The 20,804-nt window shown below is 61.6% G+C and carries 17 protein-coding genes and 1 pseudogene; 13 read left to right on the top strand and 5 right to left on the bottom strand.

The features are described from left to right. Nucleotides 1-93: 93 nt before the first annotated feature. The 4 genes from ACFY9W_RS23330 to ACFY9W_RS23315 all read left to right on the top strand — a co-directional run bounded on the left by ACFY9W_RS23330 (nt 94) and on the right by ACFY9W_RS23315 (nt 4,160). Nucleotides 94-1,104: a zinc-binding dehydrogenase gene (locus tag ACFY9W_RS23330; RefSeq protein ID WP_391135333.1), complete on the top strand. Its 1,011-nt coding sequence runs from the start codon at nt 94-96 to the stop codon at nt 1,102-1,104. Between the two features lie 124 nt (nt 1,105-1,228). Further along, nucleotides 1,229-2,344, top strand: coding sequence for an ABC transporter substrate-binding protein (locus ACFY9W_RS23325; protein WP_391135330.1), 1,116 nt, complete (start codon nt 1,229-1,231; stop codon nt 2,342-2,344). Continuing rightward, on the top strand, nt 2,341-3,402 hold the full coding sequence (locus ACFY9W_RS23320) for an iron chelate uptake ABC transporter family permease subunit (protein ID WP_391135327.1): 1,062 nt from the start codon (nt 2,341-2,343) through the stop codon (nt 3,400-3,402). Before ACFY9W_RS23325 ends, ACFY9W_RS23320 begins: the two co-directional genes overlap by 4 nt. Then, a complete protein-coding gene (locus ACFY9W_RS23315) occupies nt 3,399-4,160 on the top strand; it encodes an ATP-binding cassette domain-containing protein (RefSeq protein WP_391135324.1) in 762 nt (253 codons plus the stop codon). The genes ACFY9W_RS23320 and ACFY9W_RS23315 overlap by 4 nt, the downstream gene beginning before the upstream one ends. A gap of 125 nt (nt 4,161-4,285) precedes the next feature. Here the strand turns inward: ACFY9W_RS23315 and ACFY9W_RS23310 are convergent, their stop codons facing one another. Then, nucleotides 4,286-4,987 carry an FCD domain-containing protein gene (locus tag ACFY9W_RS23310; protein WP_391135321.1) on the bottom strand — a complete coding sequence of 234 codons (702 nt, stop codon included), beginning with the start codon at nt 4,985-4,987 and terminating at the stop codon, nt 4,286-4,288. A gap of 261 nt (nt 4,988-5,248) precedes the next feature. On the opposite strand from ACFY9W_RS23310, the gene ACFY9W_RS23305 reads away from it, so the two are divergent. Continuing rightward, nucleotides 5,249-6,601: an MFS transporter gene (locus tag ACFY9W_RS23305; RefSeq protein WP_391135318.1), complete on the top strand. Its 1,353-nt coding sequence runs from the start codon at nt 5,249-5,251 to the stop codon at nt 6,599-6,601. Between the two features lie 19 nt (nt 6,602-6,620). After that, entirely contained in the window at nt 6,621-7,976 is a 1,356-nt protein-coding gene (gudD, locus tag ACFY9W_RS23300; RefSeq protein ID WP_391135315.1) for a glucarate dehydratase, read from the top strand. Between the two features lie 91 nt (nt 7,977-8,067). Here gudD and ACFY9W_RS23295 read toward each other — a convergent pair whose 3' ends face one another. Next, nucleotides 8,068-8,955: a LysR substrate-binding domain-containing protein gene (locus ACFY9W_RS23295; protein ID WP_391135312.1), complete on the bottom strand. Its 888-nt coding sequence runs from the start codon at nt 8,953-8,955 to the stop codon at nt 8,068-8,070. A 99-nt stretch (nt 8,956-9,054) separates the two neighbouring features. On the opposite strand from ACFY9W_RS23295, the gene ACFY9W_RS23290 reads away from it, so the two are divergent. The 7 genes and pseudogenes from ACFY9W_RS23290 (at nt 9,055) to ACFY9W_RS23260 (ending at nt 18,558) form a co-directional block, all read left to right on the top strand. Beyond that, entirely contained in the window at nt 9,055-10,005 is a 951-nt protein-coding gene (locus ACFY9W_RS23290; RefSeq protein ID WP_391135310.1) for an NAD(P)-dependent oxidoreductase, read from the top strand. 192 nt (nt 10,006-10,197) lie between these two features. Beyond that, nucleotides 10,198-11,541 carry a D-galactonate transporter gene (locus tag ACFY9W_RS23285; RefSeq protein ID WP_391135307.1) on the top strand — a complete coding sequence of 448 codons (1,344 nt, stop codon included), beginning with the start codon at nt 10,198-10,200 and terminating at the stop codon, nt 11,539-11,541. A 466-nt stretch (nt 11,542-12,007) separates the two neighbouring features. Beyond that, the gene (locus ACFY9W_RS23280) at nt 12,008-13,399 is read left to right on the top strand and encodes an amino acid permease (protein ID WP_391135304.1); all 1,392 of its coding nucleotides are present in this window, start codon (nt 12,008-12,010) and stop codon (nt 13,397-13,399) included. A gap of 308 nt (nt 13,400-13,707) precedes the next feature. Beyond that, on the top strand, nt 13,708-14,556 hold the full coding sequence (locus tag ACFY9W_RS23275) for a hypothetical protein (protein ID WP_391135301.1): 849 nt from the start codon (nt 13,708-13,710) through the stop codon (nt 14,554-14,556). Nucleotides 14,557-14,689: 133 nt separating this feature from the next. Further along, nucleotides 14,690-15,150: pseudogene (locus ACFY9W_RS23270) on the top strand (hypothetical protein). Nucleotides 15,151-15,201: 51 nt separating this feature from the next. Next, nucleotides 15,202-16,008 (top strand): hypothetical protein, encoded by an 807-nt coding sequence (locus ACFY9W_RS23265; RefSeq protein WP_391135298.1) that lies wholly within the window; start codon nt 15,202-15,204, stop codon nt 16,006-16,008. Nucleotides 16,009-16,164: 156 nt separating this feature from the next. Further along, entirely contained in the window at nt 16,165-18,558 is a 2,394-nt protein-coding gene (locus ACFY9W_RS23260; RefSeq protein WP_391135295.1) for a TonB-dependent siderophore receptor, read from the top strand. 174 nt (nt 18,559-18,732) lie between these two features. Here ACFY9W_RS23260 and ACFY9W_RS23255 read toward each other — a convergent pair whose 3' ends face one another. From ACFY9W_RS23255 to ACFY9W_RS23245, 3 genes are all read right to left on the bottom strand, one after another. Beyond that, on the bottom strand, nt 18,733-19,791 hold the full coding sequence (locus ACFY9W_RS23255) for a hypothetical protein (RefSeq protein ID WP_391135292.1): 1,059 nt from the start codon (nt 19,789-19,791) through the stop codon (nt 18,733-18,735). A 286-nt stretch (nt 19,792-20,077) separates the two neighbouring features. Next, complete coding sequence (locus tag ACFY9W_RS23250; protein WP_391135289.1) at nt 20,078-20,341, bottom strand: DUF3077 domain-containing protein; 264 nt, start codon at nt 20,339-20,341, stop codon at nt 20,078-20,080. An 87-nt stretch (nt 20,342-20,428) separates the two neighbouring features. Next, nucleotides 20,429-20,668: a hypothetical protein gene (locus ACFY9W_RS23245; RefSeq protein ID WP_391135286.1), complete on the bottom strand. Its 240-nt coding sequence runs from the start codon at nt 20,666-20,668 to the stop codon at nt 20,429-20,431. Nucleotides 20,669-20,804: the final 136 nt, after the last annotated feature.

The raw sequence follows: 20,804 nt of genomic DNA, 5'->3' as shown, positions 1-20,804 counted from the left end.
CTGTGGCGCCCCTGTGGGAGCGGGCGTGCCCGCGAAAGGGCCGGACCTGTCTATGCTGAACCCCATTCTTTCCTCTGATACGGAGACCCACCCATGACCAGCAAGGCCATCTACGTACAACCCGGCGGCGGCTACGACAAGGTCGAGGTCGGCACCAGCGAGGCCCCCGCGCCCCAGGCCGGCGAGATCACCGTGCAGCTGCACGCCAGCTCCCTCAACTACCATGACTTCGCCGTGGTCAGCGGCATGTGGGGCCCGAGCGAGCGGCGTATCCCCATGGCTGATGGCGCCGGCGAAGTCATTGCGGTGGGCGAAGGTGTCAGCGAATTCCAGGTTGGTGACAACGTGGTCAGCACCTTCTTCCCCGACTGGCTCGGCGGCCAGGCCAATGTCGAAGGCTTCGCCAGGGTGCCCGGCGACGGCATCGATGGCTATGCCCGCGAACAGGTGACCGCCCGCGCTACCGCGTTCACCCTGGCGCCCAAAAGCTTCAGCCATGCCGAGGCCGCTACCCTGACCACGGCCGGCCTCACCGCCTGGCGTGCGCTGATGAGCGACGACCACCTCAAGCCTGGCGACACGGTGCTGGTGCAGGGCACTGGCGGTGTATCGATCTTTGCCCTGCAGTTTGCCAAGCTGGCCGGTGCGACGGTGATCGCCACCTCGTCCAGCGACGCCAAGCTGGAGCGCCTGAAGGCGTTGGGCGCCGATCACCTGATCAACTACAAGAGCACCCCGGCATGGGGTGAGAAGGTTCGCGAGCTCACCGACAACCGTGGTGTCGACCATGTGATCGAAGTGGGCGGCCCGGCGACGCTGGAGCAGTCGATGATTGCCGCGCGCATCGGTGGGCATGTGTCGCTGATCGGCATTCTCACCGGTGTGGCCGGGCAGCTGCCGCTGGTGCAGGCGCTGGTGCGCCAGATTCGCCTGCAAGGTGTGCTGGTGGGCAGCCGCGCCCAGCAGCAGGCGATGGTGCGGGCAATCGATGCCAATGGCCTGCGGCCAGTGGTGGACAAGCATTTCGAGCTGGAGCAGATCGTCGAGGCGTTCCGCTACCAGGAAAGCAACCGGCATTTCGGCAAGATCTGCCTGACCTGGTGAGTTGAGCCGGCCGGATGTAACGGCCACTCTACAAGCCAATACATTCGCGCACATCGGCAGCGCAGGGCGGCTGGCTAGAATGCCCCGCTCTGTTGCGACTGATTCTCTTCAAGAGGATGCCCCGATGTGTTTGCTTCCCCATTCCTGGCGGCGTGTGCTGCCTGCCTTGATGCTGTTGGCGTCCTGCCTCGGCTTTACCCAACCCGCTAGTGCCGTGCAAGTGACCGATGTACTTGGGCGCAAGGTCGAAGTCGACCACGCTCCACAGCGCATCGTGCTCGGCGAAGGGCGGCTGTTTTTTGCCCTGGCCTTGCTCGACCGCGACAACCCGTTCCAGCGGGTAGTCGGTTGGCAGAACGACATGCGCCTGCTCGACCCGCACACCTATGAGGTGTACGCGCAGAAGTATCCGCAAATTGCCAAGTTGCCGCTGATCGGCCAGGCCTCCGAGCAGAGTGTCAGCGCCGAGCAGATTCTCGCGCTCAAGCCTGATTTGGCGATTTTCAGCATCGCCGGTGAGGGCCCTACCCAGCACAGCCCGGTGGCCGACCTGCTGGAAAAGGCTGGTGTGCCGGTGCTGTTCATCGATTTTCGCGTGCACCCGATCCGCAATACCCGGGTGAGCATGCAAGCGCTGGGTACGCTGCTGGGGCGCGAGCCGCAGGCGGCGCAGTACCTGAGCCTGTACGACCGCCATCTGAAGCGGGTAACCGACAGCGTGGCCGGGATCAAGGACAGCGAGCGGCCCAAGGTGTTTCTCGAACTGTTGGCCGGTGTGTGGCAGGCGCCGGGGCATACCACCGGCAAGAGCGGCCTGGGCAGCGTGGTCGAGGCCGTTGGCGGGCATAACATCGGTGCCGATGTGGTGCCTGGGGCATTGGGTGATGTCAGTGTCGAGTATGTGCTGCAAGCCGACCCGGACGTGTACATCGCCACCGGCAACCGCGCGCCGGGGGTACTGCTGGGGGCCGGTGTATCCGCCGATACGGCACGCCAGAGCCTGGCGAAGATCACTGCACGCCCCGAGTTCGCCCCGCTGCGGCCGATCCAGGCTGGCCAGGCCCATGGCCTGTGGCATGACTTCTACAACTCGCCGTTCAACATCCTGGCGATCGAAGCCATGGCCCGCTGGGTGCACCCGGAGCGCTTCAAGGACCTGGACCCACAGGCGACCATGGGCGAAATCAACCAGATGCTCAAGGTAGGCCTGGACGGCCACTACTGGGTCAGCGCCCAGTGACCGCGCAGGCTCATCCGGGCGCCGCGCAGGCCGCCTGGCACTACCGCCGGTTGCTGTGGCGTCGTACCTGGCTGGTGGTGGGCCTGGCCCTGTTGCTACTGCTGTCGGTGCTGGGTGACTTGGCCAGCGGCGCTTCTGGCATGAGCCTGGGGCGCCTGCTGCAAGGGCTTGGCGACCCGGCAACGCTCACTGCCACCGAGCGGGTAATCATCTGGAACGTGCGCCTGCCCTACACGCTGATGGCCGTGCTGGTGGGCGCGGCATTGTCGCTTGCCGGCGCCGAGATGCAGGCGATCCTCGACAACCCGCTGGCCAGCCCGTTTACCCTGGGTGTGTCGTCATCCGCTGCGTTGGGCGCATCGCTGGCGATTGCCTACCCGCTGGGCATCGCCTGGCTGGCGCCCAGTGCGCAGGTGACCGTGATGGCGTTTGTTTTCGCCTGCCTGTCGGTGGTGCTGCTGCAGGCCATGTCGCGCTTGCGTGGCGCCGGGGTGGAAAGCCTGGTGCTGTTCGGCATTGCCCTGGTGTTCAGCTGCAACGCGCTGGTGTCGTTGCTGCAACTGCTCGCCACCGAGGACGTGTTGCAGCAACTGGTGTTCTGGACCTTGGGCAGCCTGGCGCGGGCCGATTGGCAGAAGCTCGGCATCCTGGCGTTGGTGCTGGCGCTGTTGCTGCCGTTCTCGCTACGGGCGGCACCCGCCATGACTTTGCTGCGCATGGGCGAGGACCGCGCGCGCAGCTTTGGCGTGGACACCCGGCGCCTGCGTCTGGCCTCGCTATTGCGCATCAGCCTGCTGTCGGCAACGGCGGTGGCGTTCGTCGGCACCATCGGTTTCGTCGGCCTGGTCGGGCCGCACATCGCCCGCCTGCTAGTGGGCGAGGACCAGCGCTTTCTGCTGCCGGCCAGTGCGCTGGTGGGGGCGCTGATGCTGTCGCTGTCGTCGATTGCCAGCAAGGCGATCTTGCCGGGTGTGATCGTGCCGGTGGGTATCGTCACCGCGTTGGTGGGGGTGCCGGTGTTCGTGGTGTTGGTATTCCGCCGTGGGAGAAGGTTGTGAGCCTGTTGATCGAGGGTGTTTCGGTGGCGTACGGCGCACGGCAGATCCTGCATGGGGTGAGCCTGCCGGCCTTGCCGGCCGGTAGCCTGGTGGCGCTGGTCGGGCCCAATGGCGCGGGCAAGTCGACGCTGCTGAGGGCATTGGCGGGGCTGGAACGGATGCGCGGCGGCGTGAGCCTGGATGGCCAGGACGTGACCCGGCTGGGTTTTGCCGAACGCTCGCGGCGCCTGGCCTACATGCCTCAACAATTGCCGCCCGGCATTGCCTTGGGCGTGCTGGAAAGCATTGTCGCGGCCTTGCGCGTGAGTGGCAGCGACGACCTGCTGGGGAGTGCTTACGAGGCGTTGCGCCAGTTAGGGATCGAAGCGTTGGCAGAGCGCTCGCTGGACGGCCTGTCTGGTGGGCAGCGGCAGTTGGTGGCGCTGGCACAACTGATGGCGCGCAATCCGCAGGTTTTGTTGCTGGACGAGCCGACCAGTGCGCTGGACCTGCATTACCAGTTGCGGGTGATGGATGCAGTGCGCGAGCGGGTGCAGGCGCATCGGTTGCTGGCGGTGGCGGTGCTGCACGATATCAACCTGGCAGCCAGCCATGCCGATTGGCTTGTGGTGTTGCGTGAGGGCAGGGTGGTGGCCTGCGGGGCGCCGGCGGATGTATTGCAGCCGGGGTTGCTGGCTGAGGTGTATGGCGTGGAGGCGCGGGTGGAGTGTTGTTCGCAGGGGCGCTTGCAGGTGCTGGTGGACCGAGCGTTGGCCTGAGGCCTTGTAGCTGCCTGTGCTGGCCTATTCGCGGGCGCGCCCGCTCCCACAGGATTATCACAGGCCCTGAACATGTGCATTTCCTGTGGGAGCGGGCGTGCCCGCGAAGGGCCGCTCAGCGGCCCCTATTCGGGCAACAAACGGTCGCGGCTGTTGGACAGGTGCAGGCAGATCGCCGCCCGTGCTGCATCCGGGTCTTGGCGGCGGATGGCGTTGAGCACCGCTTCATGCTCAAGATTGGCCAGGTACGCCTGCCGCGCCAGCTTGGCCCCGCCGCGTTCGGCCAGGGCCATGCGGTTGCGCGGGATCAGGCTGTTACCCAGATGCAGCAGCATCTCGGTGAAGTACAGGTTGCCAGTGGCCTCGGCGATCAGCAGGTGAAAGCGCCGGTCGGCCTCGATGCAGCTATCGCCAGCGGCCGCCAGGTCCTGATAGTCATCCAGCGCCTGGCGCATGCGTGCCAGGTGCCCCTCGTCACGGCGCAGCGCAGCCAGGGCGGCGGCCTGGCCCTCCAGGCCAATACGCAACTCCAACAGGTCGCGCACGCTGGCCGCGCTTTCTGCCGCGATGCGCAGCCCGGCCTGGGCCTGGCGCTCCATTACGAAAGTACCGATACCGTGGCGCGGCTCCACCAGCCCCGAGGCCTGCAACTTGGACAAGGCCTCCCGCACCACCGTGCGGCTGACCCCATGCTCGCGCACCAGCGTGTTCTCTGACGGCAACTTGTCACCCGGTTTGTAGGTGCCCAGCAAAATCTGCTGGGTCAGGCTGGAGACCAGGTCATGGGCGCGGCTGTGGCCACGTTTGTGCGCGTGTACGGATTCCACGGTGTGATCCCTTTCTTGTTTTGCTTGTACGACAAGTTAATCGATAGAAATATTTTTTGCCGAATTTTCCGATGGGCAATGCAGCGTTTAACCAAGCTATTTTTGCAAGATCGCAACATATTAGCGTTGTGACAGCTTGTATTTTGCTATTTTGCCGACGTTATTGATCTTGTCGTACAACCGCGCTGCGCATATGCTCATCCCCACTGCCCTGTCAGACAACCAATACCCGCACAAAAACAATTAGTGGGAGATTCACAAGTGAACGACACCCTCGCTCCGCTTGCCCGGAATGACGGCGACGCGTTGGCCAGTGCCGTGGCCAAGGTCAAGCGCCACGTCCTGCCGCTGTTCGTCATCATGTTCATCGTCAACTACCTCGACCGCGTCAATATCGGCTTCATCCGCCCGCATCTGGAAAGCGACCTGGGCATCAGTGCCGCAGCTTATGGCTTTGGTGCCGGCTTGTTCTTCATTGGCTACGCATTGTTCGAAGTGCCTTCGAACATGTTGCTGCAGAAGGTGGGGGCGCGGCTCTGGCTGACCCGCATCATGTTCACCTGGGGGCTGGTGGCCACGGCCATGGCCTTTGTACAGAACGAAACCCAGTTCTATGTGTTGCGCTTTCTGCTGGGTGTTGCCGAAGCGGGCTTCTTCCCGGGGGTGATCTACTACTTCACCCGCTGGCTGCCAGGCGCCGAGCGCGGCAAGGCAATTGCCATCTTCCTCAGCGGCTCGGCGCTGGCCTCGCTGATTTCCGGGCCGCTGGCCGGTGCGTTGATGCAGATTCAGGGCCTGGGCATGCACGGTTGGCAATGGATGCTGTTCATCGAAGGCATGGCCTCGGTGGTGCTGTGCTTCTTCGTGTTCTTCTGGCTGGACTCCAAGCCCCAGGATGCCAAGTGGCTGAGCCAGGCCGAGCAGGAGGCGCTGGTGGCCACCATCGACCGCGAGCAGCGTGAACGCGAAGCCGTTGGTGCGGTGAAGCCTTCTGCCTGGAGCCTGCTGAAAGACCGCCAGATCGTGCTGTTCTGCCTCATCTACTTCTGCATCCAGCTGACCATCTACGCCGCCACCTTCTGGCTGCCGAGCATTATCAAGCGCATGGGCGACCTCAGCGATTTGCAGGTCGGCTTCTTCAACTCGATCCCGTGGCTGATCTCGATCATCGCCATGTACGCCTTCGCGGCCGGCTCTGCGCGCTGGAAGTTCCAGCAGGCGTGGGTGGCCGGGGCACTGGTGGTTGCCGCAATCGGCATGTTCATGTCCACCACCGGCGGGCCGGTGTTTGCCTTCGTGGCCGTGTGCTTTGCAGCCATCGGTTTCAAGTCGGCGTCGTCACTGTTCTGGCCGATCCCGCAGGGTTACCTGGACGCCCGCATCGCGGCGGCCGTGATCGCCCTGATCAACTCGGTCGGCAACCTTGGCGGCTTCGTCGCCCCTACCACGTTCGGTTTCCTGGAGCAGCAGACCGGCTCGATCCAGGGCGGGCTGTACGGCCTGGCGGTAACCTCGGTGCTGGCGGCCATTGCCATCTTCTTTGTACGCACTCGCCCAAAGGGCGCTCCTTCTGACGACCTCAAGGCCCCTGCGGGCCTGGGCCAGACCCACTGATGACTGCGAGACAACAACCATGAATATGCAGACCAATCCCGCCGTTCACACCAGCACACCTGTGGTCACCGACCTGCGCGTGATCCCCGTGGCTGGCCACGACAGCATGTTGCTGAACCTCAGTGGCGCCCATGGCCCGTACTTCACCCGCAACGTGGTGGTGCTGCGTGACAGCGCTGGCAACACCGGCCTGGGTGAAGTGCCGGGTGGCGAGAAGATTCGCCAGACCCTGGAAGACGCCCGCAGCCTGGTGGTCGGCCAGCCGATCGGCCACTACCAGCGTGTGCTCAACGCCATGCGCCAGACCTTTGCCAACCGCGACTCGGCGGGCCGCGGCCTGCAGACGTTCGACCTGCGCATTACCGTGCATGCGGTAACCGCTATCGAGTCTGCGCTGCTCGATCTGCTTGGCCAGCACCTCAATGTGCCAATGGCGGCGCTGCTGGGCGAGGGGCAGCAGCGCGATGCGGTGAAAATGCTGGGTTACCTGTTCTATATCGGCGACCGCCAGCAAACCGACCTGGCTTACCGCAATGAAGCCGATGCCGATGACGACTGGTTCCGTGTGCGCCACGACAAGGCCCTGACCCCGGAAGCGGTGGTGCGCCTGGCCGAGGCGGCCAAGCAGCGTTATGGCTTCAGTGACTTCAAGCTCAAGGGCGGTGTGTTGCGTGGTGAGGAGGAGATGGAGGCAGTGACGGCGCTGGCCGAGCGCTTCCCCGAAGCACGTATCACCCTCGACCCGAATGGCGCCTGGTCGTTGAAGGAGGCCATTGCGCTGTGCCGCGACAAGCACGATGTCCTGGCCTACGCCGAAGACCCGTGTGGTGCCGAAAACGGTTACTCGGGCCGTGAGGTGATGGCCGAGTTCCGCCGTGCCACCGGCCTGCCCACCGCCACCAACATGATTGCCACCGACTGGCGGCAGATGGGCCACGCGATCCAGTCGCAGGCAGTGGACATTCCGCTGGCCGACCCGCACTTCTGGACCTTGCAGGGTTCGGTACGTGTTGCACAGATGTGCAATGACTGGGGGCTGACCTGGGGTTCGCACTCCAATAACCACTTCGACATTTCGCTGGCGATGTTCACCCAGGTGGCGGCTGCGGCGCCGGGCGAGATCACCGCGATCGACACCCACTGGATCTGGCAGGATGGCCAGCGTCTGACCCGCGAGCCGCTGCGTATCGTCGACGGGCATGTGCGGGTTCCGGCGCGGCCGGGGCTGGGGGTGGAACTGGATGAAGACCAACTGGCGAAGGCGCATGAGTGCTACCGCAACATGGGCCTGGGGGCGCGGGATGACAGCGTGGCGATGCAGTTCCTGATTCCGGGTTGGAGCTTTGATAACAAGCGGCCCTGCCTGGTGCGCTAAGGCTGCTGGCCCTTTCGCGGGCACGCCCGCTCCCACAGGGTATGTACAGTACCTGTGGGAGCGGGCGTGCCCGCGAATGGGCCATCACTTTTTATCCTGCTTCAAAGAACGCCCGCGCCATTTCTACGAATGCCCCCAGCACCGGGTTGGGGTTGTCCCGGCAGTACGCCAAAAAAATCTCCGCCTGCTGCTCCATCCCCGCCAGCGGTCTGAACACCACCTGCTCCAGGCGCAACGCCTGCGCCGAGGCCGGCACCACAGCGCACCCCAGCCCTACATTGACCAGGCCCAGAATCGAATGCGTCTGCCCCAACTGATGCAGGTACCTGGGCTGCACTTCATGCCGGGCAAAGAGGTTCGCGATGCGGTCATGGAAGTAGCGCCCTTCGTTGGCGCTGTACATCACGAACGGCTGCTCATGAAAATCGCTCGGCCTTATCCGCTCACGCACCGTCAGTGCATGCCCGGCAGGCAGGGCGGCGACAAAGGGTTCGCGGTGAATCGGCACGTACTCCACGCGCGCACTGGGCAGCACCTGGCGTACCAGCCCGACATCGATCAGGCCGGCTTCCAGGTCATGCACCTGGGCGCTGGAAACGCGCTCGCTGAGCACCAGCTCGATGTCTGGCACTGTTTGCCCGGCATGCACCAGCAAGCGCGGGATCATGCTGTAGGCCCCGACCGCCGTAAACCCCAGGGTCAACCGGCCTGCTTCGCCATGGGCGATGCGCCGTGCCGAGTGGCTGGCCGAGTCGGCGATTTGCAGGATGCGCCGGGCGTCTTCAAGGAAGCTCTGGCCCGCCAGGGTCAAGCGCGCCTGGCGGTTGTTGCGCTCAAGCAGCAGCACGCCCAGGGCATGCTCCAGCAGCTGGATCTGCCGGCTCAAGGGCGGCTGGGTCATGTGCAGGCGGGTGGCGGCGCGGCCGAAATGCAGCTCTTCGGCAACGGCGACGAAGCAGCGCAACTGGTGCAGCTCCATGATTCAATTCCTGAATTATTCGATCCACTATCTATATTAGACCTGTATCAATTGCAGGCCTAGCATCAGGTCATGACTCGCAACTGCTGGATGCCTACGATGAACAACAACCCCATTGAAGTGCTGTTGACGCAGCCGGTACCTGAGGCCATCGATGCCCAACTGGTCAGCGCTTATCAGGTACACCGCCTGTATCAGCAGCCCAACCCGCAAGCGCTGCTTGACGCCGTTGGCCCGCGCATTCGTGGCGTGGTCACCGGGGGCGCCAAGGGCCTGGCCAACGCATTGATGGACCAACTGCCGGCCCTCGAAATCATTGCCATCAGCGGCATCGGCACCGACGCCGTGGACCTGCGCCACGCCGCCAGCCGCGGCATCCATGTCAGCACCACGCCGGGCGTGCTCACGGCGGATGTCGCCGACCTGGCCATGGGGCTGATCATCAGCAGCCTGCGCCGCTTGGGCGAAGGTGAGCTGCTGGTGCGCGATGGCTTGTGGGGCAAGGTCGAGCTGCCGCTGGCGCGCCGGGTCAGTGGCATTGAACTGGGCATTGTCGGGCTTGGCCAGGTGGGTAAGGCCATCGCTCGCCGCGCCGCGGCCTTCGACATGCGCATTGCCTACAACGGGCGGCGTGAACAGCCTGATACGGGGTACCGCTATGAGCCCGACCTGGTTGCGCTGGCGCGCTCGGTGGATGTGCTGGTGGTGGCCGCTGCTGCCGACGGCGGGCAGGTGCTGGTGACGGCCGAGGTGCTGGAGGCGCTGGGGCCGCAGGGGTATCTGGTGAATGTGGCGCGCGGCAAGCTGGTCGATGAGCACGCGCTGGTCGAAGCGCTACGCGAAGGGCGCATCGCCGGTGCCGGGCTGGATGTGTTTGTCGATGAGCCGCATGTGCCGCCAGCGTTGCTGGACCTGAACCAGGTCAGTCTGCAACCGCACCGGGGCAGTGCCACGCTGCAGACCCGGTTGGAGATGGGGCGCATGGTTTTGCTCAACCTGGAGGCCTGTTTCCGCGGTGAGCTGCCGCCGAATCGGGTGGTTCACCCTTAGGGCCCTTTCGCGGCGGTTCGACGCCTCGACACGCCCGCTCCCACAGAGGTAAGCACAGGTCCTGAGCAGTGTGCAGTACCTGTGGGAGCGGGCATGCCCGCGAAAGGGCCGGCACTGCCAACACAAGGCTCCAAGAGCCACCCCTTCTGCGCACAAGAACAATCGCTTCCACCGAGAAGCAAGAGGGTTAACATGAACAGCAAATCCGCCGTTGCCGCACCGCAGGCCGTGGCCGGGATCGGTCGCCATCGCTTCCTGGTCCTGGCACTGATCTTCGTCATCACCGTCATCAACTACGCCGACCGCGCCACCCTGTCGATCACCGGCACCGAGGTGCTGAAGGACCTTGGCCTGGATCCGGTCATGCTGGGCATGATCTTCTCCGCTTTCGCCTGGGCCTACGCCCTGGGCCAGGTGCCTGGCGGCTGGCTGCTCGACCGTTTCGGCGCCCGCCGCGTGTATGGCATCAGCCTTATCCTCTGGTCGCTGTTCACGCTGTTGCAGGGGACTGTGGGCTGGATGGGCCTTGCCGGTGTGTCTGCGGCAGTGGCGCTGTTCTCCATGCGCTTCATGCTGGGCCTGGTGGAGTCGCCAGCGTTCCCGGCCAACTCGCGCATTGTCAGTTGCTGGTTCCCTACCCGCGAGCGTGGCACTGCCTCGGCACTGTTCAATTCGGCGCAGTACATGGCGGTGGTGGTGTTCGCCCCGCTGATGGCGTGGATGACCCACACCCTGAGCTGGGAGCAAGTGTTCATCTGGATGGGCGTGTTGGGGCTGGTGCTGAGCGTGGTGTGGTTCCGCCTTTACCACGAGCCGCACAGCGCACCGGGGCTGAGCCGCGAAGAGCTGGACTACATGCGTGAAGGTGGCGCCCTGGTTGACCTGGAGCAGGAACGCAAGGCAACCCAAAGCAAGCCGACCCGTGCCGAGGTCATGCAACTGTTCACCAGCCGCAACCTGTGGGCGGTGTACCTGGGCCAGTACTGCATCACCGCGCTGACCTACTTCTTCATCACCTGGTTCCCGATCTACCTGATCAAGGGCCGTGGCATGACCATCATGGAGGCGGGCTGGGTGGCCGCGCTACCTGCCATCTGCGGCTTCACCGGCGGCATCCTGGGTGGTTTCGTTTCCGACTGGCTGATCCGTCGAGGCGTGCATCCCTCCAGGGCGCGCAAGACGCCGTTCATCATCGGCATGGCGCTGTCGACCAGCCTGGTACTGGCCAACTATGTGGAGGGTAACGCGGCGGTAATCGCCCTGATGACCCTGGCCTTCTTTGGCAAGGGCCTGGCAGCGGTGGGCTGGGCGGTGCTGTCGGATGTGGCGCCGAAGAAGATGGTCGGCTTGTGTGGCGGCGTATTCAACGGCATCGGCAATATCGCCGGCATCATCACCCCGCTGGTGATCGGTTATGTGGTGGCCAGTACCGGCTCGTTCCACAACGCACTCTGGTTCGTGGCCGCCCATGGCGTGCTGGGGATCCTCGCTTACCTGTTGCTGGCCCGGCGCTTCGAGCGTACCGGGCAGGCGTAGGCAGACGCCTTGGCAACAGAGGCCCCGGGAAACCGGGGCTTTTTTGTGGCTGAAAATTGTTGCGTCAGTGCAGGCCTCTTCGCGGGCTCGCCCGCTCCCACAGGTACTGCACGAGCCTCTGTGGGAGCGGGCGCGCCCGCGAAGAGGCCTGCACAGGCAATACACATCCAAATGGAAAACAAAAGCTTCATACGGCCCGGTGGCGCGATCGGGCATGCCATTCGCGACATCTGGCGGTAATGGAACTGCCCTGTCGTGATCGAACAGTTCCGGGGCGTTCTCGTGTAATTTCCCACAGCCCTGCGCGGCTTAAATGAAGCCCGAACCGCACCGGCACGTTGCTTTGTGATGCGCGCCAAAGATCAACAACAGCGCGCCAGCAACCTGTCGACTTACTCAATTCAAAGGAGATATTTTCGCCTACCTCTGCCCCCATCCTTGTGTCAGCAAAAAGAGAACAACATCAATGAGCACCGTGGGATCTGATGGCAACCTTGCACAAGGTTTCAAGCCGCGTCATGTAACGATGCTGTCCATCGCCGGCATCATCGGCGCCGGACTTTTCGTAGGCTCTGGGCACGCCATCGCGGCGGCCGGGCCAGCAACCATAGTTTCTTATTTCGTGGCCGGCACCCTGGTGGTACTGGTCATGCGCATGCTCGGCGAAATGGCCGTGGCACACCCCGATACCGGATCGTTTTCCACCTACGCCGACCAGGCCATCGGCCGCTGGGCCGGCTACACCATCGGCTGGTTGTATTGGTGGTTCTGGGTGCTGGTAATCCCTATCGAAGCCCTGGCCGCAGGGCATGTGCTGAACGCCTGGTTCCCCCAGGTAGACAGCTGGATCTTCGCCCTGGCCTCGGTGTTGCTGTTGGCCGGCACCAACCTGTTCAGCGTGGCCAAGTACGGTGAGTTCGAGTTCTGGTTCGCCATCCTCAAGGTGACGGCGATTCTGGGTTTCATCGGCCTGGGCTTTGCTGCGCTGATGGGCTGGTTGCCCAACCGCGAGGTCAGCGGCCTGAGCGGGCTGATGGCGGAGTATGGCGGCTTTGCGCCGAAGGGCTGGTCGGCGGTGGTGGGGGCGTTCATCACTGTGATGTTCAGCTTCATCGGTACCGAGGCGGTAACCATTGCCGCGTCGGAATCCAGCGACCCGTCGCGCAACATCGCCAAGGCCACCCGCTCGGTGATCTGGCGGATCAGCACCTTCTACATCCTGTCGATCTTCGTGATCATCTCGGTGGTGCCGTGGAACGACCCGCAGCTAGCCGTGGTGGGCTCGTACCAGCGTGCGCTGGAAATCATGAACATCCCCAACGCGGCATTCATGGTTGACCTGGTGGTGCTGGTGGCCGTGACCAGTTGCATGAACTCGTCGATCTACATTGCCTCGCGGATGATGTATTCACTAGCCAAGCGCGGTGACGCCCCGGCCTTCCTCAACAAGACCTCCAAGGTTGGCGTGCCGCGTGCTGCGGTGTTTGGCAGCACCCTGATCGGCGCAGCCATTGCCATCCTCAACTACTTTGCGCCGAAGGGCGTGTTCGAGTTCCTGTTGGCCAGTTCGGGCGCCATCGCCCTGCTGGTGTACATGGTCATTGCCATCTCGCAGCTGCGCATGCGTCGGCGCCTTGAGCGGGAGAACACCGAGCTGAAGTTCCGCATGTGGCTGTTCCCGTACCTGACCTGGGCGGTGATCATCTTCATTGCCGGGGCACTGGCGGTGATGATGTACACGCCTGAGCACCGGGTAGAGGTGAGTTCGACATTGGGCCTGGCGATCGTGATTTCCTTCCTGGGGATCGTGACTTCGCGGGGCCATTCGCAACCCGTGGGGGTGCGTTCGATGGGGTGATCCATATCACCTCGCAGTAAGGCAAAGGGCACCCTGGGATGGGTGCCCTTTGTTTTTTTAGCCGCGCGAGCAAGCCGCCAGTGACGCTGCGCAGCAGGCCAGATCGCGTCGGCGCAAGACGGCCCTGGCCTGTCCCTTCATTGGTAGTGGTTGCGGTCATGGCGACCCTGTCTAACCTTGATTCCTCTCAGTCGGCAATTGAAAATGCCGCGCGCAGTAGATGGCGAACGACCCGGAGTCGATCAAGGCGCAGGTGGAATCATCTCGCACACCGCGCTCAAGTAGATTTTCCAAGTAAGGACACTAGCATGACCAAGTACAAACTCATCCTGCCCCTGCTGGCAGCTGCGGCAATGGCGGGCTGTGTAACCACCGAGCAGATGCCGGACGGGACCACCAAGATTCGCTTTTCGGATGAGGCTGTCAGTTCGCTGACTTCGATGATGCCCAATGCGCTTGTGACCGGGGTTGCGGGTAGTGCGGGTGGGGGGGCGGTCAACCTTATCCCCACTACAAGCCCGCTGGGGACCGGTGAGCAGTTGTACCTCAACGGGCAGTTCGAGCTGCCATGTGCATCCGCTTTGCTATACAGCGCCAAGTCTGGCCGGCCGCTGGATGCAGAGGTCAGCAACAAGTGCCGCTCCAGCTACTTCTTGCGCCAGGAGCAGCTCAGGATGGCGGGTAAGTCGTATGACCGAGGGGCGCCAGCCTATAACCCTTCAAATCCGCCAAATGAGTACTGGGCCAACGTGGTGGGCCGCACGGTAAGCCAGCTGGCGGCTACGGATCAGTTCACTGCGCGGTTTGCCGGGTACCCGCGGATAGAGAGCGGTGGCGGCATTACGATTTCCGTACGTTTGCTGGGGGAGACTCAAGGGGCGTACGCTGCCTTGGCGACCACGCCAGCGCGCACGCCGGTTGTGCTGGATGACGCGCAGTTCGAACTGGGGGTGCGCCAGCGTGCTGCTCGGGCAAACACTCAGGTCGTGGATGCGATCGCGTGCGATGCCGTGCTTGCATACAGCAAGACGCTCGACAAGGGGCCCAGGCCAGCAAGCATTTCTGCCAGTGCATACACGCGGTATGAGGTGTTGTTCACCGTTGCCTCCATGGGGTGCAGGGACAGCACCCGGCAGTTCAAGACTGCTTCGCGCTAGGGTGTGAATTCGCCGGCTTTTGCTGGTGATGCGATCCAGAATCGATTGCCAGCAGAGGGCGGAATTTTACCCGCTCGTGGTTGCATTGGACGGTGACGCGCAATCGTGTGCGCACCTTGATAAGGATATTTGTATGCATGACGAAGACAAACCAGGCAATGGAGCCGGGCCTGCTGTCGAATTGCCTCCCGGCGTATTTCCACCAATGCCAGGCTACACCACTGCAGATCTGCTCGCGGTTGCCAACGCGCCTGTCGAGGCGTTGCTCAAACACACGATATTGACCCGGGCCTGATTCGCGAAACCGTTATTGCCTTGGCCGAGCATTTGTACAGGGCCTTTGAGCGGGACGACATCCAATACCAGATCGCCACGTGGTACCAGAAACCGTATGACGAGCCCTGGATGCGCAAGCACAGTGTCGAAATCATTGCCGAGCAGTTCGGCATCGTTACGGTAGAGGCGGCGGCGGATTCACTGGAAGGGTCACCGCTGCGGGGCTTGGGCAAAACGTTTTTCGGTGAGTTCATCGAAAAGGCCGGCCAGGCCATACAGGCCCATATTCTGAAGTTGAATGAAGGCTGCATTGACTAAGGTTTACCGGCGTATGACCCCGAAGACACGCCGATCCAAGGAGGTGGCGAGATGGACCATAACTGGGCTGCACGCAAGGGCAACATGAGCCTGGACGGCGGTTACAACGGCTCTGTACAGCAAGCCATTGCCAACCTCCATGTAGGCCGCGACCAGGGGCGCCAGGAAGGTTACCAAGAGGGTTACCAGAAGGGTTACCAGGAGGGGCGAGGTCACGGACACAAGCAGGGTTTGCGCAAAGGACGCTCCCATGGCTATACAGAGGGCTGGAGTGCGGGTGTTGCGCGTGCGAACGAGAAGCTTGAGCCATTGCGTGGGTATGTTCGCCAGTATTTTGAAGAAACCGTGCAGCTCAGGGGCGAAGCGGAGCGCCTGCGTGAACTGATCAAACTGATGCACGGGCAAATGTCGCAGATGGCACAGGCGAACCGTGCACACGCCGCACAGGACACCCCGGCGGCTGGCCTGGCCGCGGAGGTTGAAACACTGCGCAACGCCAATCGGTTGCTTCATTCAACCATCGAGGCGATGGAGGCACAGTTCCAGTCCACCTTTGCGCAGTCCGGCCTGAAGACGCAGCAGTACAACAGAACTCTGGTGTTCATGCATGCGGCACAAGGGCTGCTGGAAGAGCTGGTTGCTGACGACACGCCTGATGCGCAACTGATCCGTGAGCGTTTTGTGGAGCGTTACCAGCAGGAGGTTGCGCTGAGCTTGCGCGAAGGAGACATCCAGGTGACCCCAGAATTGGATGAGGCGTTCGGCAAGCAGTTGCCCGAAACGCAAAGGTTCATCATGGCCATGCTGCAATCGGCAACCCCGCAGCAGGGTGCTGACGACGCTGATCCTGCGTCCTGAATGTAGTGCGGGAGACCGCCCGCCTGTGTGGTCGGCTCGTAGCGGTGAGGTGTGAATTACAGTAAAAATAAATGAGGTGTTTTCTCATTCTCGTTCGGCTTGTAGGTAAGGCCGGATTACAGGCCGCCCCGCCGACCCCCTACACGGAGCGAGAGAATGAGTTTTACCCCGGTTCCACAGCGCCACCCATTGAACCGTGCCTTGCACGCCGCACTCTTTGGTCTGGTTGTCAGCACCTATGCCTTGCCGTCGCTGGCGCAGCCTTCGGGCGCTGACCACAGCAGCCCGCTCAAGCAGTGGAACATTCCTGCCGGCCCGCTTGCGCCGGCCCTCGACCGCTTTGCGCGGGAGGCGGGGATCAGCCTTTCTTTCGATGCGCAGAACGTGGCCAACCGCAATACCCAAGGGGTGCAGGGCGCGCTGGATACCCAGTCGGCATTGTCGTCGTTGCTGCAAGGGACCGAGTTGCAGCTTGAGCAGCAGGGCCCTGCTGCCTACCTGGTGGTGCCGCAGCCAAAGCCTGCCGGCCCGCTGGAGCTGGGCGCGACCGAGGACTACCGCCTGGCGCCGGTCATCATCAATGCCAAGGTCAAGGCCAGTGCCGATGACGACACCAACTCGGTGGTTGCCAAGGAGCTGTGGGTAGGCGGCAAGGTGGCGACCAGCATCCTCAATACGCCAGCTTCCGTGTCTGTGGTGACCAACAAGGAAATGCAGCAGCGCAGTGTCAGCACCACGGAAGAGGCGCTGCTGTACACGCCGGGCGTGGTCAGCGACTTCTACGGCTCGGACGACCGCAACGACTACTTCCAGATCCGCGGCTTTCAGGCCACTACCTACCGTGACGGCCTGACCTTGAGCTCGATGCGCGGTGTGCGCGAAGACCCGTTTGCCTACGAGCGCATCGAAATTCTGCGCGGTGCCAACTCCACGCTGTTTGGCCCGGCAGACCCGGGCGGCTCGGTGAACTTCGTGACCAAGCAGCCGCGCTTCGAAAAGTTCGGGCAAGGCTATGTGACCTATGGCTCCTATGATCACGCCGAGACCGGTATCGATGTAGGCGATGCCTTGAACGATGAGCAAACCCTGGCTGGCCGCTTCACCGCCAAGATGCAGAACAGCGACCGCGAGTACGACCATTCGCGGGACGACAACCGCTTCGTGATGGGCGGCCTGACCTGGGCACCTACCGACTTCACCTCGGCTACGGTGATCCTGGACTACCTGAAAACCAACAGCTCGCCGAACAGTGGTGGCTACCCACTGGACAAGGAATACGACCGCAGCGATTTCTTTGGTGAGCCCAGCTACAACTTCCACGATGTGGAGCGCACCAGCCTCAGCGGCAATATCACCCACGACTTCGACAACGGCTTCACCTTGCGCAGCAACCTGCGCTACAGCGAGCTGAGCGATGATTTCGGCTATGTCTACCTGAGCGACAGCGCTTCGCGTGTTGGCACCGTCATTCCCCGCTACGTGTTCGGCACCGACAGCGATGCCGACCAGCTCAACGGCAACCTGATGCTGCAATACGATGCGCAGTTCGAGCACATCGACAGCAGCACCTTGGTGGGTGTGGAATACCTCGACTCAAGCACCAAACAGAGCTCGGTCTACAGCCTTGCGCCGTCTATCGACATCGCCAACCCGGTATTCACCGGCGTTCCGGGCGGCGTCACGCCCTATACCCGCAAGAAGAACGACGCCACCACCAAGGCCGTGTTCCTGCAGCAGAACCTGTCCTTCTATGACCGTGTGATTGCGACAGCAGGTGTGCGTAATGACTCCATGGACCTGTCCAGCACCGAATACGTCGGTGGCGTGAGCAAGCAGAGCGACAACTTCTCCGAAACCTCGTACCGCGGTGCGCTGACCTACATCGTCAACGATGAGGTCTCCACTTACGTGAGCATGGTGGAGTCGGTTTCGCCTCCGCAGGTTGGCGTAACCCCGCAGACCGGCAGGCAGTACGAAGTGGGTGTGAAGTATTCGCCACTAGGCATGGATGCGTTGTTCTCTGCTGCCGTTTATGACCTGACCCAGGAAAACGTCACCATCGCCGTGGTGCTGCCGAGCGGGATCATCGAGCAGCAGACGGTGGGTGAGTCACATGCGCGGGGCCTGGACCTTGAGGCCAAAGCGCAGGTCACGCAAAACATTAGCCTGATCGGTGCTTATTCCTACATGGAGACGGAGGTACTGCGGGGCTCGCTGTATGACGGCTCTTCGCTCAAGGGCAAGGAATTCACCGTAGCGCCGAAGCATACGGCATCGCTGTGGAGCTACTACGACATTCCGGATACTGACGTAAGCGTTGGCCTGGGTGCGCGGTATGTTGGGGGCTACTACATGGATGCTGCCAACACCAAGAAAAGCGATGGGACCACGCTGTTTGATGCGGCTTTGAACTACAAGATTGCCAAGGGCACCGACCTTGCGCTGAATGTCAGCAACCTGTTTGACGAGCAGCATGTGGTGGGGTCGGGGACGGCGAACTACTACAACCCGGGGCGTGAGGTTACGGCCAAGTTGAGTTATAGCTGGTAAGGCTCAAGAGTTGGTTTTTATGGTTTTCTGCCCGCCTCATGGCGGGCATTGCCAACTGGAATCCAAGGTGGGCGGGAATGCTAACGTCTTAAGATTTCGGGTTATGGAAGGGGGCGCTATAGACGCCTCCTTGATTGGAGTCGGGTAATTCCTCCTATCAGCACCTAACTGAAGCTAATAGCGTCGATGAGCTTTGGCAACAATTCCCGAAATTCGGCCGGGGCTCGATGGATCGATACAGGCTATGAAACGGATTTTCTTTTTCAAGGCCTTGGTAGCTGCCGTAAGTGTTTCGCTTTCCTCGAACAATGTGAAGCTGTTGCAGCAGTCCATTGCTAAAACAAGGTCGTGGACGGTATGTTCGCTGAGATCGATCAACTCGCCGTCTTTCGTGCTATTGATGTATTTGACAATGTCCAGATTGTCGAAGATAGCGTAATCAATCCCATCCTGGTTTTTTGCCAGATAGACGTGATGTGGAGCCGATATGGCGCTATCCAGCGTCGTATTGTGTGCGATCGTTACAATGTCTCTGTCAACGATATCTGATAAAAAAGGACCTGCCGCTGCGTTAGCTTTTGGCTTAGTCCGAAGCATGTTCGAAACGGTGCTGTGAGCTTTGACCCAAGTGCTCGTTGATGCGGACCTGTATGCGGTTACGTCAAGAATTTTACGAAGCCAGCAATTAATATCATCGTCAAGAATTGGCTCGTGATGCGCTATTCTGTTTCGAAATTTATTGAGGTCTCTGATGATCGGCTGAAACATTTTTCGGGTAATTGTTGTCTCCGGGAAAAGATTTGGCATGTTCGTCTGCCAAATTGATCGGTCATATTCGTCCCCGAATAAGTTTGACCAGAAGTCCAGGCTCAGCTCTGAGATTACTTCATCCTTTGACGGTATTTTTTTCTTGAAGCGGTTAATTGATTTTTGAAGTGAGTTGTTGCTTTTCTCACTCAGGATATCTCTGAACGACTGTTCGTGAGGCCAATTTTCGCCAAATTGATTGCTGAGAACCGAGTCGATCCCGTTTCGTAGGGAAACCTCCATGATGTGGAGGGGAAACAGGATGGATTTTGCCAGCCGAGCGTTGTAGAGATAGAGTTGAATTGCATAGTTTCTATGGTGGCCAGCACGGCGGACATACGCAGAAAATCTAGGAGATGAGAGATTTAACTCCAGTTCCTGGATCAGTGGCTGGGTGTAGCTGTAGGGGGCTTGACTCTCTGCCATGGAGGGGGTACTGTCCTTGTTCACTAGCAGCTGGTAAGGCCCCTCTGACTTCGGTCAAGCGCTCCAGCACTAGATCCAGATCCCCGGGACCGGCGCAAGCTGCTCCCGGGGTTTCGCTTTTTAAGGGGCTGCATTCCGGCATCTTAGCGCTTGATTCAGGCGCTTGCACCTGCTTCGCTCGGCCCGTGAAAAGCTGCTCAGTAAATGTGCGGCTTTACCCTTCCCTAGTTGATGTGGCAGCCATCTGGTTTGCTTCAAGCCGGCCACTAGCCGTACCAAAACAGCTTCAACGCATCATGCCGAGCTCGGCATCGTCTAGCAGTGCTTTGCCCAAAGCACAGAGGTAGTGTGCCGCCCAGATCAGCTTCGGTTTGTCTTCCATCAGCCCATCGATGGTCAGGTCCCGTGCATAACCCATCAGCTCAGAAGCCTGCTCGCGGGCGCTCTGGCAAGGAATACCTGCTTCGATACGGAACAGTGGGTGAGTCTGGTCTTCGCCTTGAAAGAAGACGGTTTTACCGACTGTGCATTTCGTGTCTTCGCTGGTCATTGATCAATCTCCCTGGTCTTGTGGTTGCCTGGGCTGGCCTTATCGCCGGCAAGCCGGGCTCCCACAGGTTTTCGCTCGGTATGCGAGTCAATGCATCGGTTGCGGGTTTGCTGGCTGCTGGATTAGCGCAAGCGCTGATTCGAGTAATCGGCGCAGGGTTTCAAGCTCGTGCATTGACGCCATGATCAACACCGAAGCGGGAGATCTCGGCTGCATCAGCATCGCCTGCTGGGCTACGGCTTCTGCGCAGAGTGCGTAGTCCGAGGCCAGCATGATGGTGTCTTCCAGGGAGTGGAGGTGAGGCGGGTCAGGAACAATCTTTAGCATTGTGCTGTGTTCTCGATAGGGGCCACCGCCAACCCGCTGTCAAACGGAAAGGTGGCAGCTGTGCATGGGTTGACAGACCGGCGAACACAGAAACCGGCGCACGCGAGCGTGCCCCATGCACAACCGCCATGAACGG

This window comes from Pseudomonas sp. NPDC008258 (assembly GCF_042956345.1).
Lineage (GTDB): Bacteria > Pseudomonadota > Gammaproteobacteria > Pseudomonadales > Pseudomonadaceae > Aquipseudomonas.
The sequence above is the reverse complement of the archived record's forward strand: the minus strand, read 5'-3'. Positions and strand labels throughout refer to the sequence as shown.